This window comes from Cellulomonas sp. EB106-03-03-XG116 (genome assembly GCF_058792015.1).
In genome coordinates, this window is record NZ_JBYTEP010000001.1 from 48,894 (window position 1) to 68,255 (window position 19,362).

Below are 19,362 nucleotides of genomic sequence, written 5' to 3' on the forward strand. Positions count from 1 at the left end.
GGGCTGTGCGCCGGGTGGGCGGCGGCGGTGCGCGGTCGGGGCGCCGGGGTGGGGGCGCCGGGGTGGCGGGCGCCGCGGTGACGCGCGCCGGGGTGGCGCGCCCCGGGTCAGCCGCGCCGGATCACGCGCGCGGGCAGGGGCGCCGGGAGCGGGCCGCGACCCGGGCCGCCCTCGCGGAGCCACGCCTCCAGGGCGGCGGTGTCGACGTCGCCGGACAGCCGCTCGAACCACACCGGCCCCGCGCCCGCCCGCCGGGACGACCCGGACGGCCGCGCGACGACCACGTCGCCGCGCTCGCACGCGTCGAGGCAGTCGACCTCGGTCAGCCGGGCGGCGCCGCGGCCCGCCAGCGCCCGCAGACGGGCGAGCTGGCCGCCGGGCAGCGGGTCGGCGTCGCCGAGCGTCTCGCCCGCGCACAGCGCGCAGGCCGTGAGCCCGGGGACGTCGCCGTCGGGGCCGGGCGCGTCGGGGGTCTCGGGCACCGGACGACGATAGCGGCGCGACCGTCCCGCCCGCGCCGGCGCGCGGCCTGCCCGCCTCGCCCCCTCCTGCGTGCTCGGCGGGGGGAGCCGCCCCCGCCGGTCAGGGCAGGTCGTCCCCCTGCCACGGGTAGGACGGCTGCGCGCCGAGCCGGGTCACCGAGGCCGCCGCGACCCGGGTCGCCAGCGCCGCCGCCTGCCGGACCGCCAGACCGTCCGCGATCCCCGCGGCGAGCGCGCCGACGAACGCGTCGCCCGCCCCGGTCGTGTCCAGCGCGTCGACCTGCCGCGCCGGCAGCGACCACGCCTCCCCGTCCTCGACGCCGACGACCCCGCCCGCCCCGAGGGTGACGACGACGGACCGCACGCCCTGCGCCGCGAGCTCGGCGGCGGCGTCCGCGGGCTCCCGGTCGCGCCGGCCGAGCAGGATCGCCGCCTCGTGCTCGTTGACCACCAGCGGGTCGGCGGTCCGCACCGTCTCGAGGGGGAGCTCGGCGGCGGGGGCGACGTTCAGCAGCAGCCGGGTGCCGCCCGCGGCGGCCACGCGCGCGACGTGCGCGACGGTGGCGAGCGGGATCTCGGCCTGCACGACGCACACCCGCGCCTCGGCGATGAGGTCGGCGGCGGCGTCCACGAGCCGCGGCGACACCGACGCGTTGGCGCCCGGCACCACGACGATCGTGTTCTCCGCGTCGTCCGACAGGGTCACGACGGCCAGGCCGGTCGGCGCGTCGATCTCGGTGACGTGGGTCAGGTCGACGCCGGCGTCGCGCAGGCCGGCGAGGGCGATCCCGGCGTTCACGTCGTCGCCGACCGCCGCGACCAGCGCCACCTCGGCGCCCAGCCGCGCGGCCGCGACCGCCTGGTTGGCGCCCTTGCCCCCGGGCAGGACGCTCGAGGTGTGCCCGAGCAGGGTCTCCCCGGGGTGCGGGTGGCGCTCGACCTGCACGATGAGGTCCGCGTTGACCGACCCCACGACGACGACGTCTCGCGCCACGTCCGTCTCCCCCCACGCTGCGGTCCCGGGTGCCTGCCCGCCCATCCTGCCCCTCCGGGCGCGCCCGCGGGTGGCGGACGGCCGGCGCCCCGCCCGGATCCCCTGCGGATTCTCGCGCCGCCGCCTGATGGATCAGGTGGTGGCGCGAGAATCCGGTGGGCATCCGGACGGACGGCCGGGCCGGTCCCACCCCGGAGCTCCTCGCGGCCGCCCGGCGGAGGGCGATCACCCCGCGCGGCGGAGCGCCACCGCGTCCCGCCCCGGTAGGGTGGGCGCGTCCGCCCCGTCGAACCGACGGCGGGACGGCGGTCGGCCGGTCGGCCCGAGGGTCCCGGCGGCGCGCCTGTAGCTCAGTGGATAGAGCACCGCTCTCCTAAAGCGGGTGTCGGCAGTTCGAATCTGCCCAGGCGCACAACGGACGTCCGCGTGCGCCGCCAGCGGCCCGCGGTCGTCCGCCGAGGCACCCCGCCATGACAAGGCGGGGACGCCCCACGGCGCGCCCGCAGCACCGGCGCCCGCCGCCCCCGGCGCGAGCCCGGGGCCCGCGGGCGGCGCACGCGGCGACGCGTCGCGCGCACCCGGCGTCCGCGCCGGACCCGCGCGGCGACGGCACCACGCCTGCGTGCCCTCGCCGCGGCACGCAGGCACGAAGGAGACGAAGTGGCACGAACCGGCCAGCGCCGACCCGCCCGCGGGGGCAGCAGCACCGCCTCGGGCGGCCAGCGCCGCCGCACCGCCCGCCCGAGCGAGCAGGGGCTGATCCCCGTCCTCGCCGGGGTGGTGCGCGAGATCGAGGGGGCCGTGCAGCGCTCGCCGGTGCGGCCGGCCGTTCGCACGAAGTTCCAGGTCGTGGCGCTGCTGGTCCGCGAGGAGCGCGCCCGCGCGATGGCCGACCCCGAGCTGTCGCAGGCCAAGCGCACGGAGCTGATGAAGCGGCTCGACGGCGTCGCGACCCAGCTCGCCCGCATCGCCGCACGGGACACGTCGCTGCTGGCGCTGCTCGCCGACGACGCCAAGGTCTCGGACGCCGCCCGCGCCTACAAGGCGACCGTCCAGCGCGCGGCCGGCATGGACGTCCCGGAGGAGCCGGAGCCCGAGGAGGCGCCCGCCCCGGTCGCCCCCACGCCGGGCGCCGACCGCCAGGTCGTCCCGCAGTCGGTGATCTCCCGCCGGCTCGCGAACCCGTTCCTGGCCCCCGACTTCGAGGCCGCCGCCGAGCGCGTCGCCGCGAAGCCCCGCCGGCTGGCCGGGTGGGAGCTGCTGGAGCCGCTGTTCCGGTCGTTCGAGCAGTCCGGCGACGGCGTCGCCGCCTGCATGCCGCTGCCCGAGCCCGCGCACGTGCCGACGCCGCCCGGCCGGGAGCTCATGCCGCACCAGGCGCAGGTCGTCACCGCGGCCGCCGAGGGGCACCGCACGTTCCTGCTCGCCGACGAGCCCGGCCTCGGCAAGACCGCCCAGGCCCTGCTCGCCGCCCGCACCGCCGGCGCGTACCCGCTGCTGGTCGTCGTCCCCAACGTCGTCAAGACGAACTGGGCGCACGAGGTCGGGCTGTGGACACCCGAGCGCCGCGCGACGGTCGTGCACGGCGACGGGGAGCGGGTCGACGGGTTCGCGGACGTCGTGATCGTGAACTACGAGATCCTGGACCGGCACGTCGGCTGGCTGGGGGAGCACGGCTTCCGTGGGATGGTCGTCGACGAGGCGCACTTCATCAAGAACAAGCGCTCGCAGCGCTCGCAGCACGTGCTGTCGATCGCGGAGAAGATCCGCGAGCGCGCGGCCCGTCCGCTGCTCATGGCCCTGACCGGCACCCCGCTGATCAACGACATCGAGGACTTCCGGGCGATCTGGCAGTACCTCGGCTGGATCGACGACGAGAAGCCGCTCGGCCGGCTGATGACGGCGCTCGACGCCATCGGGCTGACCCCGGCGGACCGCGGGTTCTCCGTCGCGGCGCGGCAGTGCGTCATCGACATGGGCATCGTGCGCCGCCGCAAGGCCGACGTCGTCGCGGACATCCCGGCGCGCCGGGTCGCCGACCTGCTGGTCGAGCTCGACGGCGCCGCGGGCCGGTCGATCCGCGAGGCCGAGGCCGCCCTCGTCGAGCGGCTGCTGCAGCGGTACCGCAGCGCGGTCGAGGCCCGGGAGTCCGGCCTGGTCCTGGGGACCGACCACGAGATCGCCCGCCGGGTCGCCGCCGCGGAGCTCAAGGACTCCAGCGGCAAGGCCAAGGGCGAGAACGTGTTCTCGATGGTCCGCCGGATCGGGCAGGCCAAGGCCGCGCCGGCCGCCGACTACGCCGCCCAGCTGGCCCGGAACGTGGGCAAGGTGGTGTTCTTCGCGAAGCACGTCGACGTGATGGACCACGCCGAGCAGGCGTTCGCGGAGCGCGGCATCACGTACGCCTCCATCCGCGGCGACCAGACCACCCGGCAGCGCGACAAGAACGTGAAGGCGTTCGTCGAGGACCCCGAGGTGCAGATCGTCGTCTGCTCGCTGACCGCCGCGGGGGTGGGGCTGAACCTGCAGGTCGCGTCGAACCTCGTGCTCGCCGAGCTGTCCTGGACCGACGCCGAGCAGACCCAGGCGATCGACCGCATCCACCGCATCGGGCAGTCCGAGCCGGTCACCGCGTGGCGGGTCATCGCCGCGCAGACGGTCGACTCCCGGATCGCCGAGCTCATCGACAGCAAGTCCGGCCTCGCGGCGCGGGCGCTCGACGGGGCCGACGTGGAGGACGGCGCGGCCGCCGACGTGCAGCTGGAGGCGCTGGTCGGGCTGCTGACCGACGCGCTCGCCGCGCAGGGCGGCGCCACGGCGGCCTGACCACGCCGACGCGGCGCGCGCCCCGAGCCGGGCGCGACGTGATCGTGGTCGGGAAGGCCATCGGCTTCCAGGGCAAGCCCGGCGACACGATCGACGAGAAGCGCGTGGAGTCGGTCTTCCGGATCCGCGACGACGCCGTGGGCAACCACCTCGCCTCGATCGTGGGCACGGTGCCGCCGGAGATCCTCCAGGTCACGGCCGACATCGTCACGGTCGCCCGCCGGTCGCTGGGCCGTGAGTTCGGGGACGGCATCTTCGCGTCCCTGGCGGACCACCTCGTCTACGCCGTGCAGCGGGTGCGGGAGGGGATCTCCCTCGCGAACCCGCTGGCCGTCGAGGTCCGCACGATCCACCGCGAGGAGTACCTCTTCGCGCGGTCGGCCGTGATGATCCTCAACAAGCACCTCGGGGTGACCTTCACCGACGACGAGGCCGTCAACATCGCGCTGCACTTCGTGAACGCGACGGTCGGCGGGTCGTCCGAGAAGACCGCCCGGCTCATGGAGTTCATGCGCGACGTCCTCGGCGTCGTGCGCGAGGAGCTGGCCATCGCGGACGACGACGAGCGCCACGCCTACCTCCGGTTCGCGACCCACCTGCGCTTCCTCGCGCAGCGGGTCGTCGACGGCGAGGTCGAGGACGGCGGAGACCCCCGGCTGCACGCGTTCCTCGTGGAGCAGCAGCCCCGGGCGTTCGCGGTCGTCGACGAGGTGGCGGCGGTCGTCGAGGAGCGCCACGGACACGTCATGACGCTGCAGGAGCGGACCTACCTCGGTCTGCACCTGTCGAACCTGCTCTGACACCCCCTCCCACCCCGCGGCGCCCCTCCGGCGACCCGCGGGGACAGCTCAGGAGAGCACCGTGACATACGAGAAGGACGCTGCCGCGATCGTCGCGGCGGTCGGCGGCGAGGACAACATCACCTCGCTCTACCACTGCGTCACCCGCCTGCGGTTCCAGCTCGTCGACCGCGCGCGCGTCGACGAGGCGGCGGTCCGCGCCGTCGGCGCCGTGCAGGCGATCAACGACAGCGGGCAGCAGTTCCAGGTCATCATCGGCAACGACGTGCCGAAGGTGTTCGCCGCCGTCAAGGAGACCCACCCGGGGCTCGTGGCGAAGGTGAACGACCCGAACGCGGACGACGTGGACGCCGCCGGCGCCCCCGCGGCCTCGGGCGGCTCGATCCGGGACCGGTTCTTCGGCTTCCTGTCGAAGACCTTCCCGCCGCTGCTGCCGGCCATCGCCGGCGCGGGCCTGATCAAGGGCCTCCTCGCGCTCGCGGTGTGGCTCGGCTGGATGTCGACCGAGACCCAGACCTACCAGCTGCTCTACACGCTCGGCGACGCGTTCTTCTACTTCCTGCCGGTGATGATCGCGATCTCCGCGGCCCGCACGTTCAAGACGAACGTGTTCGTCGCCGCGGCGCTGTCGTCGGCGCTGGTCTACCCGAACCTGGTGACCCTGCTGTCGGCCGGCGACCCGGTGGCGTTCCTCGGCGTGCCGGTCACCGCGACCACCTACTCGTACACGGTCATCCCGTCGCTGCTGGCGGTGTGGGCGCTGTCCTGGGTCGAGCGCGGCCTGAAGAAGGTCCTGCCGCAGGCGCTGCACCTCAGCGTCGTCCCGCTGGTCAGCATGGTCGTCGTCGGCCCGATCACCCTCGTGGCGCTCGGCCCGCTCGGCGCGATCATCGGCGAGCAGATCTCCGGCGGCCTCAACTGGCTGCTGACCCACGGCGGCGTGTTCTCGGGCATCCTGCTCGGCGGCCTGATGTCGCTCATCATCATGACCGGCATGCACGCGGCCCTGGTGCCGTTCATCCTCGGCAACCTGGCCTCGCTGGGCAGCGACCCGTTCCTGCCGCTGACCTACGTCCAGGTGTTCTCCGTCGCCGGCGCGCTGTTCGGCGTCGCGCTGCGCGCCCGCTCCCGCACGGTCCGCGCCACCTCGCTGTCGACCGGCTTCACCGCGCTCATGGGCGTGACCGAGCCGGGCCTGTTCGGCCTGCTGCTCCCGATGCGCCGGGTGTTCCTGGCCTCGATGATCGGCGGCGCCGCGGGCGGCGCGATCTCGCTCGGCTTCGGCGCCCAGGCGTACGCGCTCGTCGGCAACTCCGGCCTGCCGGGGCTGCCCGGCCTCGCGGGGCAGACGTTCGGCTGGGCCGTCGCGGCGCTGGCCGTGGCGTTCGTCGCCTCGTTCGTGGCCGTGCTGGTCATCGGGTTCGACGAGTCGCCGCTGACCCGCGGCGCGGCCGCGGCCGGGTCGACCGGCGTGGCCTCGTCGCCCTCCGACGCGGACCGCGCGGCCGGTGCGGCCGCCGCGCTGGACGGCGGCCCGGTCGTCGCCTCGCCGGTCGCCGGCACCGTCGTCCCGCTGTCCGAGGTCGGCGACGGCGCGTTCGCGAGCGGCGCGATGGGCAAGGGCGTCGGCGTCCTGCCGACCGACGGCGAGGTCGTCGCCCCCGTGTCCGGCACCGTCGTCACGGTGTTCCCGACCAAGCACGTCGTGGGCCTGCGGTCCGACGAGGGCGTCGAGGTGCTGGTGCACGTCGGAGTCGACACCGTGAACCTCGGCGGCCGCGGCTTCACCGCCCACGTCGCCGACGGCGACCGCGTGTCCGTCGGCGACCGGCTGCTGACCGTCGACCTGCCCGCTGTGGCGGCCACCCACGACACGACCACCGTCGTCGTCGTCACGAACGCGACCGCGTACGCGGGCGTCGAGCCGATCGCCGCGGGCACCGTCCGCGCCGGGGCCGGCCTGCTCGCCGTCGAGACCCTCGAGCACGCACTGGAGACCGCCCGATGACCTTCCCCGACGGATTCCTCTGGGGCACCGCGTTCGCCGCCAACCAGGTCGAGGGCGGCTTCGGCGCCGACGGCAAGGGCCTGTCCACCGCCGACGTCGTGCCGTTCCGCTCCCCGGAGGCGCGCAACTACACCGCGCTCGAGGCCCTGATGCGCGCCTCGGACGAGGAGATCGCCGTCGCCCGGACCGTCGCCGGCGGCCAGGGCTACCCGAAGCGCTACGGCGTCGACTTCTATCACCGGTACCGCGAGGACATCGCGCTGTTCGCCGAGCTCGGGATCAAGGCCCTGCGCCTCTCGATCGCCTGGACCCGGATCTTCCCGCACGGCGACGACGCGGAGCCGAACCAGGCCGGGATCGACTACTACCGGGACCTGCTGACCCGGCTGCGGGACAACGGCATCGAGCCGGTCGTCACGCTGTCGCACTACGAGATGCCGCTGGCGCTCGTGGCCGACGGCCGCGGCGGCTGGTCCGAGCGCGGCGTGATCGACCTGTACACCCGGTACGTCGAGACCGTCGTCCGCGAGCTGCACCCGCTGGTGACCTACTGGCTCACGTTCAACGAGATCAACACGACGCTGCTGGAGCCGTACACCGGCGGCGGCGTGGTCACCCGCGAGGGCGAGCACACCGAGGCCAAGGCCTGGCAGGCGCTGCACCACCAGTTCGTGGCCAGCGCCCGCGCCGTGCGGATCATCAAGGGCATCGACCCGACGGCGAAGGTCGGCTGCATGCTCGCCCGGATGCTGCACTACCCGGCGACCAGCGCCCCCGACGACGTGCTGGAGGCCCTGGAGGCGAACGACCTCAACCTGCTGCACACCGACGTCCAGGTGCGCGGCGCGTACCCGACGTTCGTGCCGCGGCTGCTGGCCCGCAAGGGCATCACCGTGGCGGTGGAGGAGGGCGACGCGGAGGAGCTGGCCGCGGGCACGGTCGACTTCCTGTCGTTCAGCTACTACATGTCGCTGGTGTCGGCGGCCGACCCGTCGAAGTACGGCATCACGGGCGGCAACATCTTCTCCAGCATCCGCAACCCGCACCTGGAGGTCACCGACTGGGGCGTGCACCACGACCCGGTCGGCCTGCGGATCGCCCTGCGGGACATGTGGGACCGCTATCAGGTGCCGCTGTTCGTCGTGGAGAACGGGCTGGGCGCCAAGGACGAGGTCGGGCCGGACGGGCGGGTCGAGGACCCGTACCGGATCCACTACCTGAAGACGCACATCGAGCAGATCGGCGAGGCCATCGAGGACGGCGTCGAGGTGCTCGGGTACACCGCCTGGGGCGGGCTCGACATCATCGCGGCGTCGACGTCGCAGATGTCCAAGCGGTACGGGCTGATCCACGTGGACCAGGACGACGAGGGGCGCGGCACGCTGGCCCGCACGCCGAAGGCGTCGTTCGACTGGTACCAGGAGGTCATCCGGACGAACGGGGCGTCGCTGCGCGGCTGACGCGCCCGCCGCGGCCGCGGCCGCGAGCCCTACGGTTTCCGGCGAGCCCACCGCCTGTCGCGGGTGGCTCGGCCGGAAACCGTAGGGTTCGTGCGTCGCGGGCCCCGGGCGCTCAGTACGACAGGCCCGGCGCGACCAGCCGGTACGTCACCGCGAACCACGCCACGACGCCCAGCGCGAGCAGCACCAGCACCCCGCCGGCCACCCGCCACCCGCCGGCGCGCCGCCGGACGTCGCCGACCACGCGGACCGTCGCCGGCACGAGCCCGAGGATGCCGACCCCTTGCAGCACCTGCAGCACGCGCAGGCCGCCCTCGGGCAGGTCGACCAGCCCCATGATCGTCGTGATCGCGACCGCCCAGCCGGCGACGGCGAGCACGGCGCTCGCCGCGGCGACCCGGGTCAGCACCCGGGCGGGACGCCCGGCGGCGTCGCGCGGGGCACGGTGCCGGATGCGGCGGACCAGCGCGGCCACCGGACCGGCCAGCGCGCCCACCAGCAGCACCGCGGTCGCGACGCCCAGCGCCGGCAGCGCCACGCCCGTCGCCGCGCCCGCGGGCAGCAGCGTGAACGCGGAGTCGTACCCGATGGCCGTGACCCGGCCGTCCTCGGCGCGCGCGGCGATGGTCCGCTGGCCGCCGACCTCCTGCCACACCCACGGCTCGACCTCCTCGTACAGGACCGGGCGGTCCGTCAGCGGGCCGGGCGCGACCAGCACGCGGCCGTCGTCTTCGGCGGTGACGTGGGTGACCGCGAGCAGCTCGGTGGTGTGCAGGAACGTGCTGCGCATGGCCCGGGAGTCGGTGTACGCGCCGGCGAGGGCGGCGGCGTGCGCGCGGGCGGTGTGGGCGTCGACGGCGGTGGGGCCGTTGGCGTCGTTGGCGTCGGTCGGCGGGAAGTAGCGGTCCGCGAAGCCGTGCATCAGCTGCTCGCGCAGCTCCAGGCTGTCGAGCGCGCCCGCGCCGGAACCGTTCACGCTGACAAAGACGCCGGTGCGCTCGTCCGGGTACAGCTGCAGGTGCGAGTGGAACGCGTTGGTGTCGCCGCCGTGGCCCACGATCCGGTGCCCGTTGCGGTCCTCCTGGAAGAACCCGAGCCCCATCCGGGCGCCGCCGGCGAGCGTGCCGAGGTCGTCCTCGTCGAGCGCAGGCGCCTGCATCAGGGCGAGCGTGTCCGCGTCCAGCACCTGCTCGCCGGTGGCGGGCTCGCCGAGCAGCGCGAGCATGAACCGCGCCATGTCCGCGGCCGACGCCGACAGGGCACCGGCGGGCGGCACCCCGACGACCTCGAACCCCGTCGCCGGGCCGGACGCCGTGCCGTACCCGAGCGCCAGGCGGTCGCGCAGGTCGTCGGCCACCGGCTGGTCGAACGTCGCGGTCGTCATCCCGGCGGGCTCGAGGACGTGCTCCTGGACGTACTGCTCGAACGGCTGGCCGCTCACCCGCTCGACGACGTACCCGGCCAGCGCGTTGCCGTAGTTCGAGTACGCGGGCACGGTCCCGGGCCGGTAGACCTGCTCGGGCGGGTCGGTGGCGAGCGCGGCGCGCAGGTCGACGGGCGTCCCCTCGGCGCCGATCAGCCCGCGGATCCGCTCCTCGAACCCGGCGGTGTGCGTGAGCAGGTGGCGCAGCGTGATCGGGTCGTCGAACGACCGCGGGACGTCGATGTCGACGTATGCCGACACGTCGGTGTCCAGGTCCACGTCGCCGGACTCCACCAGCTGCATGACCGCGGTCGCGGTGACGAGCTTCGACACGGACCCGGGGCGGAACAGCGTGCGGTCGGGGTCGACGGGGACCGCCTCGCCGGACTCCGTCCCGGTGTCGGCCCAGCCGTAGCCGCGGGTCGTGACGACCTCGCCGTCGTGCACGACCGCGACGGCGGCGCCCGGGATGTCGGTGCGCTCCAGGGCGGCGGGCAGGAAGCCGTCGAGCCAGGCGTCGACGTCGGTGCGGGTGAGCGCGGGGGGCACGGGGGTCGCGAGGCTGTCGGGCGGGGCGCCGGGGTCGGCGGCGGGGTCCGCGGGATCGGCCGGAGCCTCGGGCGCGGTGCCGGCGACCGGTGCCTCGGGCGCAGGCGCCGGGGTCGGCGCCGGGGCGGCCGGGGCGCACGCGGTGAGCCCCGCGAGCAGGGCGGCTCCGGCGAGCGCGGCGGCGACGGTGCCGCGGCGGGCCGGGCGCCGACGATCGGACGGTGCGGCGGTCTCGTCGCCGGGTGTGGTCGCGCGGTCGATGGTGCGCACGGCGGCCTCCTCGCGGCCGGGCGGTGTCCGGGCGATCCCGGTGGCGGCACCCCTGGCCTGCACCTCCAGCCTCGTGACCGGCCCGGCGCGGCACATCGGGCGTGGGGCGGGGTCCGCAGGTTGCGCCTTTGGGCGCAACGCTGCGCCGGAGGGGGGAGGTTCCGGCGGTCGCGGTGGCGCCGGTCGCTCGCCGGGCGGTCGGCCGCGGGGCGGGTTACGGTCGCCGCTCCCTCGAACCATCGGAGGCACGACATGGGATACGTCGGCAAGCTGCTGAAGAGCGCGGTCGTGGCCAAGGCGGCGCAGGTCGCGATCCGGGAGATGTCCAAGCCCGAGAACCAGCGCAAGGCCAAGGAGCTGCTGGGGCGGGTCACCAAGCGGGGCGGGGCCACCGGCCGCGCCTGAGAGGCCGACCGGGCGCCGCGCCCGCGAGGTCAGGCGTCGTACACGTGCGCGTCGCCCTCGAACGGGCGCAGCGTGTCCGGCGCCGGGAACGGCAGCGTCCAGGTCGGCGCGCCCGGGAGCACCGCGCCCCACTGCTCCGCGACGACCACCACCCGATCCGGGCTGACCTCCGCGAACCGCACGCGCTGCTCGGTGCCGTCGTCGAGGGTCAGCGACCACCGCTCGGCGAGCCACCGCAACCCCCGCTCGTCGAGGGCCTCCTCGGCGGCGAGCCAGTCGACGGCGCCGGTGACGTCGCGCCCGAGCCGGTCGACCGCGACGAACTCCGCGCCCGCCGGGCGGATCCAGCCCAGCAGCTCGCGGTCGTCGGCGCGCCGGTGCTCGATCCAGTCCGCGGGCAGCATCGCGCCAGGGTAGCGACGAGGTCGCGCGGACTCCTACGGTTTCCGGCCCGGCCGCACGAGATCGGCGTGGGCCGGGCCGGAAGCCGTAGGCGCGGCGCTGAGCCCGTCGTCAGGCGCCCGCGCCGCGCAGGCGCAGGACCGACCAGGACACCGCCGGCAGCTCGACCGTGAGGACGCCGTCCTCGCCGACCTCGGCGCTCGCGTTCGCGCGCGGCAGCACCGTCTCCGCGTCCTCCTGCGTCGCGCGCCAGTGCACGTCGTCGTGCGCGTAGGTCAGCGCCTCCACGACCTCGACCGCCCCGACGCCCCGCAGGTCGACCCGCAGCGTGGTCGGCGCGTCGATGGCCCGGTTCACCGCGAACAGCGCCACGTCCCCGGTCGACGCGTCGTACGTCGCCACCGCGTCCACCAGCGCCGACTCCCCGAACCGCGCGTTCTCGTACGTCGGCGCGTCCACGGCCACCCGCAGCACCTCGCCCCGCGCGTACTTCGAGGTCAGCGCGAACGGGTGGAACGTCGTCTGCCGCCAGGCCGGGCCGCCCGGCTCGGTCATGATCGGCGCGAGGGCGTTGACCAGCTGCGCCTGGCTCGCGGAGTGCACCCGGTCCGAGTTCCGCAGCAGCGAGATGAGCAGGTTCCCGACGACCACCGCGTCGGCGACGGTGTAGACGTCCTCCTCCAGCCGCGGGGCGACCGGCCAGTCCTCGCCCTTGGGGAGCGCGTCGTCGTTCTCGTGGTACCAGACGTTCCACTCGTCGAACGAGATGTTGATCCGCTTGTCGGTCTTGCGCGCCGCGCCCACCGCGTCCGCCGTCGCCGCGACGGTCGCCACGAAGTGGTCCATGTCCTGCGCCGACGCCAGGAACGAGCCGAGGTCGCCGTCCTGCTCGTGGTAGTACGCGTGCGCCGAGATGAGGTCGACCTGGTCGTAGCACTCCTCGAGCACCTCGCGCTCCCAGGTGCCGAACGTCGGCATGCCCGAGCCCGACGACCCGCAGGCGACCAGCGTCAGGTCGGGGAACATCTGCCGCATGCCGCGGCCGGTCTCCGCGGCGAGGCGGCCGTACTCGCGGGCGGTCTTGTGGCCGAGCTGCCAGGGGCCGTCCATCTCGTTGCCGAGGCACCAGAACGAGATGCCGAACGGCTCGTCGGCGCCGTTGGCGCGGCGCTGCTCGGCACGGGCGGAGCCACGGCGCTGGTTGGCGTACTCCAGCAGGTCGAGCGCCTCGGGCAGCCCGCGGGTGCCGAGGTTGACCGCCATCATCGGCTCGGCGCCGGCGGCCTTGGTCCAGGCCATGAACTCGTGCAGCCCGAACGCGTTGGTCTCGGTCGAGTGCCACGCCAGGTCGAGCCGCTCCGGACGGTCCTCGACCGGGCCGACGCCGTCCTCCCAGTTGTAGCCCGACACGAAGTTGCCGCCCGGGTAGCGCACGGTGGAGATGCCCATCTCGCGGGCGAGGGCGAGCACGTCGCCGCGGAACCCGTTCGCGTCGGCGGTGGGGTGGCCGGGCTCGAAGATGCCCGTGTAGACGCACCGACCCAGGTGCTCGACGAACGTGCCGAAGGTGCCGCGGCGGACCGGGGCGACCGTGAAGGCGGGGTCGATGACGACGGTGGCGGAGTGCATGGGGAAGACCCTTCGTCGAGATGCGTTCAGCGTTGAACTACGGCGGCGACGCCCACTGTAGTCCATCGTTGAACTGAGCCCCGTGCGTCCCGAGAGGCGCGGGCGAGAGGTCAGCGCTCGACGAGGTGGAACGGCGTGCCGATGTGGCCGCCCTCGCCGCGGCGCTCGCCGACGAGCAGGTCCAGGATCAGCCCGGTCGACGTCGCCAGGCCCGGGTCGATCGTGGTCAGCGGCGGGACCAGGAACCCGCCCTCCTCGATGTTGTCGTACCCGACAACCGCGACCTTCTCCGGCACCGGGACCCGGTGCACCCCGAGCGTGTAGAGCGCCCCGAACGCCAGCGAGTCGTTGAAGCAGAACACCCCGTCGAAGTCGACGCCGTCCGCCAGCAGCTGCTCGACGGCCGCGGACCCCTCGGCCCGGTTGTACGCGTCGACCTCGACCAGCAGCGCCGGGTCCAGCGGGATCCCCGCGGCGGCGAGCGCGCGCCGGTAGCCCTCGAACCGCACGTGGCCCGTCGAGCCCCCGTCGCCGGGCTGGAACCCGACCGCCGCGATCCGCGTCCGGCCCTGGTCGATGAGGTGCCGCGTCGCGGTCTCGGCCGCCGCGGCGTTGTCCGGGCCGACGTGCGGGACGGTGTCGGACGCCAGGCCCTCGCCGTGCTCGCCGATGAGGACGAGCGGGACGGTGCTCCGCCGCGCCGCCATGTCGTCCCGGGTGAGCCGCAGCGGGCTGAACACCAGGCCGTCGATCGCGGGCAGGTCCTCGGACTCCAGCATCGACAGCTCGACCTCGCGGGTGCCCTTCGACTGGGTGACCAGCACCGTCGCCCCGCGGGACTCCGCGGCGGTGACGAACTCGGAGGCGAACTCGGCGAAGTACGGCTCGCGCAGGCTCGGCACGCACAGGGCGATGAGCCCGCTCCGTCCGCTGCGCAGCTGGCGGGCGGCGAGGTTCGGGCGGTAGCCGAGCTCGGCGATGACCGCGAGGACGCGCTCGCGCACGGGGGCGCTGACCCAGCCGGTGCCGTTCACGACGTTGGACACCGTCTTGGTGCTGACGCCCACGCGCTCGGCGACGTCGGCGAGGCGGACGCGTGCCATGGGCGGTCCTCTCGTCGTCGGGCATCCGCCGGGCAGGTGACCGTGCGACGGCGTCGGGCCGCCGCGCGCGGCTTCGTCGCGCCGATGCTACCGGCGACGCAGTCCCGCGGTTCGACGTCGGACTCCCGTTCTCGGCGGCGGGTCGGCGTGGCACGATCCGTCGGGTGACGAGGCCCGCTGCACCGATCACCCAGTCCCGGGTCGCCCCGCTGCGCATCCGCATGACCGGCCGCGACCCCCGCGAGGAGCGCCGCGCCGCCACCCCGCTCGAGCTGCTGTTCGACCTCACCTTCGTCATCGCCTTCGGCCGCACCGCGGAGGAGCTCGCCGTCCTGGTCGCGGACGGCCACGTCGGCCCGGCGATCATCGGCTTCTCGTTCGCGACGTTCGCCGTGTCCTGGGCCTGGATCAACTTCACGTGGTTCGCCTCGGCGTACGACACCGACGACTGGCTGTTCCGGCTCACCACGATGGTGCAGATGGTCGGCGTGCTGATCCTGGCGCTGGGCGTCCCGCCGATGTTCGAGTCGCTGGCCGCGGGGGAGCACCTGGACAACAAGGTGCTGGTGCTCGGGTTCGTCGTCATGCGCGTGCCGATGGTGCTGCAGTGGAGCCGCGCCGCCCTGGCCGACCCGGAACGCCGACCGAGCGTCGCCGTCTTCATCGGGACGCTGCTCGTGGCGCAGGCCGGCTGGGTGACGATCGCGCTGCTCGACCTGCCGACGGTCGTGTCCCTCGCCTGCGTGGTCCCGCTGATGATGCTGGAGGCGATCGGGCCGGTCGTCGCGGAGCGCGTGCACGGCGGCACCCCGTGGCACCCGCACCACATCGCCGAGCGGTACGGGCTGGTCGTGATCATCGCCGTGGGCGAGGGGCTGACCGGCACGACGTTCGCGCTGGCGGCGCTCATCGAGGAGTCCGGCTGGACCGTCGAGACGGCGCTGCTCGGGCTCGCGGGCGTGGCGCTCACGTTCGGGCTGTGGTGGGCGTACGACGTGATGCCGAGCGGCGAGCTGCTGGCCGCGCGCAGCCGCCGGTCGTTCACCTGGGGGTACGGGCACATCGTGCTGTTCGGGGCGATCATCGCGATCGGCGGCGGCCTGCACGCGGGGGCGTTCTACCTGCAGGGGGAGAGCTCGCTGTCCGCCGTGGGGACGGCGCTCACCGTCGCAGTGCCGGTCGCGGTGTACGTCGGGACGTTCTACGCGCTGTTCGCCGTGCTGAGCCGGGCGCACGACCGGTTCCACGTGGTGCTCGTCGGGGTGTCGGCGGTGGTGGTGCTGGCGAGCGTGGCGCTGGCGGCCGCTGGTGTCGCCCTGGTGTGGTGCCTGCTCGTGCTCGCGGCGACGCCGTGGGTGACCGTCGTCGGGCACGCGTGGGCGGGTCGGGCGGTCCGGGAAGGGCAGTCCGGGCGGGGCGGTGACACGAGGGCCGTCTCTCCGAACTGATCTGGAGGACGCGCGCTCGCCGGGCCGGTCACAGCCGCGTCACGGTACGCGGGAGGTCTAGATCCGCCCCTGTCGGTGGCGATACGGTCGGAACTCAGCCGCATCCCGATTCGCTCGACGATGGGAGTGGCTGTGTTGAAGAACAAGAGGTCAGTGGCCGGCTGGGCGATCACCGCGCTTGCTACGGCCGGTCTCGTAGGAGCAGCGCCGGGCGCGAGTGCCGACGCCGTCGTTGAAGAACCTGTCGCGGTTGACCTCGCCGAGCTTCCTGTGGCGATCGCCAACCCGGACGTTCCGCTTGACGTCATTGCGTCGTTGCCCGAGATCGTCCAGCTCTCCGACGTCACGATCGACGAGTCGTACCAGATCGGCATGCCGATCGTGTACCCCGACGGAACGCTCGTGGAGGGGCAGGACCCTGAGGTCACGAGGGCGGTGCGGAATTCGCGGGCACTCTGTTCCGGTTCCGCCCTGGCTCCAGGAACCGGGTCGTTCGGCCCGGCGAGCACCTGTGGCTCCGTGGTCTTCGGATCGCCTGGCTACTACCGGGGCTACGTGTGGAACACCGGTGGGGTCGGGATCAACGCCCCGCGGGCATGCGGGCAAGGCCGAGGCTTCACGTCGCAGGCGGTTCCCACGTGGTACTCGGTGAGCTGCGGGACCAACACCGGCGGGAGCGTCCACTGGGGGAACGTGCTTGGCAATCCCGCGTTCCGCGCGCAGAGCCTCAGCGTGCCGCTGTCGATCTCGGTGAGGTGGTCGTCGTAGCCGGGAACCGAGCAGCCGTGCGCGTCTGGGGTCGGCCGGGCATTCCGTTGCTCGTCGCTGGGGTGCTCGTCACCGGGCTCGCGTTCGTCCCCGACGTGCTTCTCACCCTGCACCTGTCCAGCGGAGGGTGGTTCGGTGCCGTCGGGGCTGCCGTGGTCAACCGGCTGTCGATGACGCTGACGGTGCTGGGTTGCACGCTGCTGGTGGGCGGCCTGGTCGTGGCGAGCTTGTCGCGGCAGTCGTCCAGATGCCGCTGACTCGCGGGACGGCGGAGGGCGCGCTCGATCAGCCCTCCGCCGTACCGCGGTCGACGGCCAGGACCTCGGGCACTCGTGCACCGCGGTCAGTCGGCGTCGCAGGCCATCCTGGTCGCACTTGAGCGTCCGGTCCTGCGTCTACCGTCTCCGCGTCCGCAGGGAGCGCCGCGGCGATGTAGCGGGTTGGGATGGCTCAGCCCTCCGCCGCACCCCGGTCCACCAGCGTGAACACGCTCGCCGGGCTCGACGGGTCCGGGTCGAGGGCGAGCCCGCCCTCCTGGTCCGCCACCACGACGCCCGCGGCCGACGAGATGTTCACCTGCTCCGGCTGGTCCAGCGTCCCGACGTCGAGCTGCTGGTCCGGCGCGGCCGGGTCGCACGGCGCCACGGTGATGACGTCATCGCCCGGCAGGCTCAGGCAGGACGGCTGGCCGTCGGTGGTGGCCGTGGTCCGCACCTGGAACGTCGTGCCGGTGGGCTGGAACACCCACGTGGTCGGGACGCCGCCGGCCTCAGCGGGGTCGGCGACGGTGGTGACGCCGCCCTCGACGGTCGTGGTCACCCACTCGCCGCCGTAGGTCTGGATGTCGACCTGGTGGGTGCCGTCCAGCGGGTCGCCGCCCGCGGGAGCCGTGGCGTCGTCGCCAGCCCCGGTGTCGGCCGTCGTCGCGACCGGGTCCGGCGCGGGCGTCGTGTCGGTGGTGTCCTCGGCCTCCGCGGTGCCGCCGGTGCACGCCGACGTCCCGACGACGAGGGCGCCGGCCGCGAGGGCGAGCGCGAACGTGCGGGCGTGGGCGCGCGGGCGGCGGGTGGGGGTCGTGATCACGGTGGTCCTCCAGCGGGTCGGCCCGACCGCTGCTCGATCGGTGGTAGCCGCGAGGTTCGCTCGGCACGCCCCTCACCTCGAACGTAACGAGACCAGGGGTAGGTGCAACTGGGGCCGGAGCCCTGCGCGCAAGCGGCGGTGCGGCGCCGAGGGCCGGGTCTCGGCTCAAGCAACTACCTCAAATAAGGCAGGATTGCTATAGTTGTGTCATGGCGTCCCAGCCTCCCGGCTCCAGGCTCACCGTCGCCCAGGCCGCCGAAGCCACCGGCCTCAGCCGGTCGCGCGTGGACGCGCTCATCCGGACCGGCAAGATCCGCGCCACCAAGGTCGGCCACCAGTACGTGCTCGACGACCCCCAGCAGCTCGCCGCCCTGACGCACCGGCGCGGCCGACCCATGAGCGTGCGGATGGCATGGGCACTGATGCTCGTCGTGGACGAGCTGGACGCTCCGTGGTCGACACCAGGGGAGCGCCGACGCCTCCGCGCCCACGTCGAACGACTGCGGGCGGACTCGGACCCCGCGACCCGGCTCCAGGCACTCGTCTCCGGACGGGCTCGCCGGGTGGCGTACCGCGGCACGGATCCGGCGGACCTCCTGGCCGACGACGAGGTCCTGCCGTCGGGCCTGAGCGACCCACGCTCCGGCCTGTCCGCGGCTGCGGAGGCCGAGGGCTACGTGCACGAGGACGACTGGCCGCGCGTCGTCCGCCGCCACCTCCTGGTGGACCCGGTCGACAGCCGACCGGACGTCTGGCTGCACGTCTCCGCCTACGTGCCGCCGCACGCCCTGCGCCTGCAGGTGGCTGCCGACCTCGCCGACCACGGCGGCCCCCGCGAGCGCGCGCGGGCGAGCGCGATCGTCGCCGAGGCGCTGGGCATCTGACCGCCGCCATGATCGTCCTGCCCCCGATGCCGCCGTCGCAGCGCGCGGCGTGGCACGCGCTCATGGACCTGCACGAGCGGATGCCCACCGGGTGGACGATGGTCGGCGGCCAAATGGTCCACCTGCACTGCGCGGAGCGCGGTCGGGCGCCGTCCCGGCCGACGGACGACGTCGACGCGGCGGTCGACGTGCGCGCGGACAGCCGGGCGCTGGCGCGGTTCACGGGCGCCCTGCGCGACCTGGGGTTCCGACCCGACGGCGCGTCGTGGCAGGGGTACGAACACCGGTGGGTCCGCGAGCCCGCGAGTGTGGACGTCCTGATCCCGCGAGGCCTCCGGCCATCGAGCAGGGCGCGCCGGACGGTCACGGGACGGCAGACGATCGAGACGTACGGTGCGCAGCAGGCGGTCGACCGCTCCGCGAGCGTGCCCGTGCTGGTCGACGGTCGGCGGGGCACGATCCGCCGGCCGAGCCTGCTCGGCGCACTCGTCGGCAAGGCGGCGGCGATCCGCATCGCCGTGGACCCCGGCTCGGCTCGCCACGTCCACGACTTCGCGGTGCTCGCCACGCTGGTCCGCCCGGAGGACGCCGTGCACACCGCCGGTCGGCGGGACCGCGAGCACCTCGACAACATGCTGGGCCGCATGGTCGGCGAGACGTCGTGGCGCTCGGTCGACGGCGCGGCGGAGGGCGTCGCCCGGCTGCGGCTCGCGCTGGAGCCGGAGCCCGACGCGCGACGGGAGCCCCGACCGTCGTCGCCCTGGACCTGACCTCGCACCTCTCCGCACGCCCCCCGCACGCCGCGAGGGGCGGACCCACCGCACGGGC

17 protein-coding genes and 1 tRNA gene are annotated in these 19,362 nt (G+C 74.5%); 11 read left to right on the forward strand and 7 right to left on the reverse strand.

Going from position 1 to position 19,362, the window contains the following annotated elements; translation table 11 throughout:
- Positions 1 to 107: 107 nt before the first annotated feature.
- Both AC3WUG_RS00210 and AC3WUG_RS00215 read right to left on the reverse strand, forming a co-directional pair.
- A complete protein-coding gene (locus AC3WUG_RS00210) occupies positions 108 to 482 on the reverse strand; it encodes a hypothetical protein (RefSeq protein WP_492325786.1) in 375 nt (124 codons plus the stop codon).
- A 100-nt stretch (positions 483 to 582) separates the two neighbouring features.
- A complete protein-coding gene (locus AC3WUG_RS00215; protein WP_492325787.1) occupies positions 583 to 1,476 on the reverse strand; it encodes a ribokinase in 894 nt (297 codons plus the stop codon).
- 339 nt (positions 1,477 to 1,815) lie between these two features.
- On the opposite strand from AC3WUG_RS00215, the gene AC3WUG_RS00220 reads away from it, so the two are divergent.
- From AC3WUG_RS00220 to AC3WUG_RS00240, 5 genes are all read left to right on the forward strand, one after another.
- Positions 1,816 to 1,888 (forward strand) — tRNA-Arg (locus AC3WUG_RS00220).
- A gap of 248 nt (positions 1,889 to 2,136) precedes the next feature.
- The gene (locus tag AC3WUG_RS00225) at positions 2,137 to 4,302 is read left to right on the forward strand and encodes a DEAD/DEAH box helicase (protein WP_492325788.1); all 2,166 of its coding nucleotides are present in this window, start codon (positions 2,137 to 2,139) and stop codon (positions 4,300 to 4,302) included.
- Between the two features lie 38 nt (positions 4,303 to 4,340).
- The gene (locus AC3WUG_RS00230) at positions 4,341 to 5,102 is read left to right on the forward strand and encodes a PRD domain-containing protein (protein ID WP_492325789.1); all 762 of its coding nucleotides are present in this window, start codon (positions 4,341 to 4,343) and stop codon (positions 5,100 to 5,102) included.
- 61 nt (positions 5,103 to 5,163) lie between these two features.
- Positions 5,164 to 7,110: a glucose PTS transporter subunit IIA gene (locus AC3WUG_RS00235; RefSeq protein ID WP_492325790.1), complete on the forward strand. Its 1,947-nt coding sequence runs from the start codon at positions 5,164 to 5,166 to the stop codon at positions 7,108 to 7,110.
- Positions 7,107 to 8,570, forward strand: coding sequence for a glycoside hydrolase family 1 protein (locus AC3WUG_RS00240; protein WP_492325791.1), 1,464 nt, complete (start codon positions 7,107 to 7,109; stop codon positions 8,568 to 8,570). The genes AC3WUG_RS00235 and AC3WUG_RS00240 overlap by 4 nt, the downstream gene beginning before the upstream one ends.
- A gap of 112 nt (positions 8,571 to 8,682) precedes the next feature.
- On the opposite strand, the gene AC3WUG_RS00245 is transcribed toward AC3WUG_RS00240, so the two are convergent.
- The gene (locus tag AC3WUG_RS00245) at positions 8,683 to 10,812 is read right to left on the reverse strand and encodes a serine hydrolase domain-containing protein (RefSeq protein ID WP_492325792.1); all 2,130 of its coding nucleotides are present in this window, start codon (positions 10,810 to 10,812) and stop codon (positions 8,683 to 8,685) included.
- A gap of 252 nt (positions 10,813 to 11,064) precedes the next feature.
- Here AC3WUG_RS00245 and AC3WUG_RS00250 point away from each other — a divergent pair, with 252 nt between their 5' ends.
- A complete protein-coding gene (locus tag AC3WUG_RS00250) occupies positions 11,065 to 11,217 on the forward strand; it encodes a hypothetical protein (RefSeq protein WP_218704816.1) in 153 nt (50 codons plus the stop codon).
- Positions 11,218 to 11,246: 29 nt separating this feature from the next.
- Here the strand turns inward: AC3WUG_RS00250 and AC3WUG_RS00255 are convergent, their stop codons facing one another.
- The 3 genes from AC3WUG_RS00255 to AC3WUG_RS00265 all read right to left on the reverse strand — a co-directional run bounded on the left by AC3WUG_RS00255 (position 11,247) and on the right by AC3WUG_RS00265 (position 14,351).
- Complete coding sequence (locus AC3WUG_RS00255; protein ID WP_492325793.1) at positions 11,247 to 11,621, reverse strand: hypothetical protein; 375 nt, start codon at positions 11,619 to 11,621, stop codon at positions 11,247 to 11,249.
- Positions 11,622 to 11,730: 109 nt separating this feature from the next.
- Positions 11,731 to 13,248, reverse strand: a complete 1,518-nt coding sequence (gene arfA / locus AC3WUG_RS00260; RefSeq protein ID WP_492325794.1) for an arabinosylfuranosidase ArfA — start codon at positions 13,246 to 13,248, stop codon at positions 11,731 to 11,733.
- A 110-nt stretch (positions 13,249 to 13,358) separates the two neighbouring features.
- Positions 13,359 to 14,351, reverse strand: coding sequence for a LacI family DNA-binding transcriptional regulator (locus AC3WUG_RS00265; protein ID WP_492325795.1), 993 nt, complete (start codon positions 14,349 to 14,351; stop codon positions 13,359 to 13,361).
- A 164-nt stretch (positions 14,352 to 14,515) separates the two neighbouring features.
- Here AC3WUG_RS00265 and AC3WUG_RS00270 point away from each other — a divergent pair, with 164 nt between their 5' ends.
- From AC3WUG_RS00270 to AC3WUG_RS00280, 3 genes are all read left to right on the forward strand, one after another.
- Positions 14,516 to 15,799: a low temperature requirement protein A gene (locus AC3WUG_RS00270; protein WP_492325796.1), complete on the forward strand. Its 1,284-nt coding sequence runs from the start codon at positions 14,516 to 14,518 to the stop codon at positions 15,797 to 15,799.
- Between the two features lie 126 nt (positions 15,800 to 15,925).
- On the forward strand, positions 15,926 to 16,567 hold the full coding sequence (locus AC3WUG_RS00275) for a hypothetical protein (protein WP_492325797.1): 642 nt from the start codon (positions 15,926 to 15,928) through the stop codon (positions 16,565 to 16,567).
- 47 nt (positions 16,568 to 16,614) lie between these two features.
- Positions 16,615 to 16,824: a hypothetical protein gene (locus AC3WUG_RS00280; protein WP_492325798.1), complete on the forward strand. Its 210-nt coding sequence runs from the start codon at positions 16,615 to 16,617 to the stop codon at positions 16,822 to 16,824.
- Between the two features lie 193 nt (positions 16,825 to 17,017).
- On the opposite strand, the gene AC3WUG_RS00285 is transcribed toward AC3WUG_RS00280, so the two are convergent.
- A complete protein-coding gene (locus AC3WUG_RS00285) occupies positions 17,018 to 17,650 on the reverse strand; it encodes a hypothetical protein (RefSeq protein WP_492325799.1) in 633 nt (210 codons plus the stop codon).
- 209 nt (positions 17,651 to 17,859) lie between these two features.
- On the opposite strand from AC3WUG_RS00285, the gene AC3WUG_RS00290 reads away from it, so the two are divergent.
- Together AC3WUG_RS00290 and AC3WUG_RS00295 are read left to right on the forward strand one after the other, a co-directional pair.
- Positions 17,860 to 18,534, forward strand: a complete 675-nt coding sequence (locus AC3WUG_RS00290; RefSeq protein WP_492325800.1) for a helix-turn-helix domain-containing protein — start codon at positions 17,860 to 17,862, stop codon at positions 18,532 to 18,534.
- A gap of 8 nt (positions 18,535 to 18,542) precedes the next feature.
- A complete protein-coding gene (locus tag AC3WUG_RS00295) occupies positions 18,543 to 19,304 on the forward strand; it encodes a hypothetical protein (protein ID WP_492325801.1) in 762 nt (253 codons plus the stop codon).
- Positions 19,305 to 19,362: the final 58 nt, after the last annotated feature.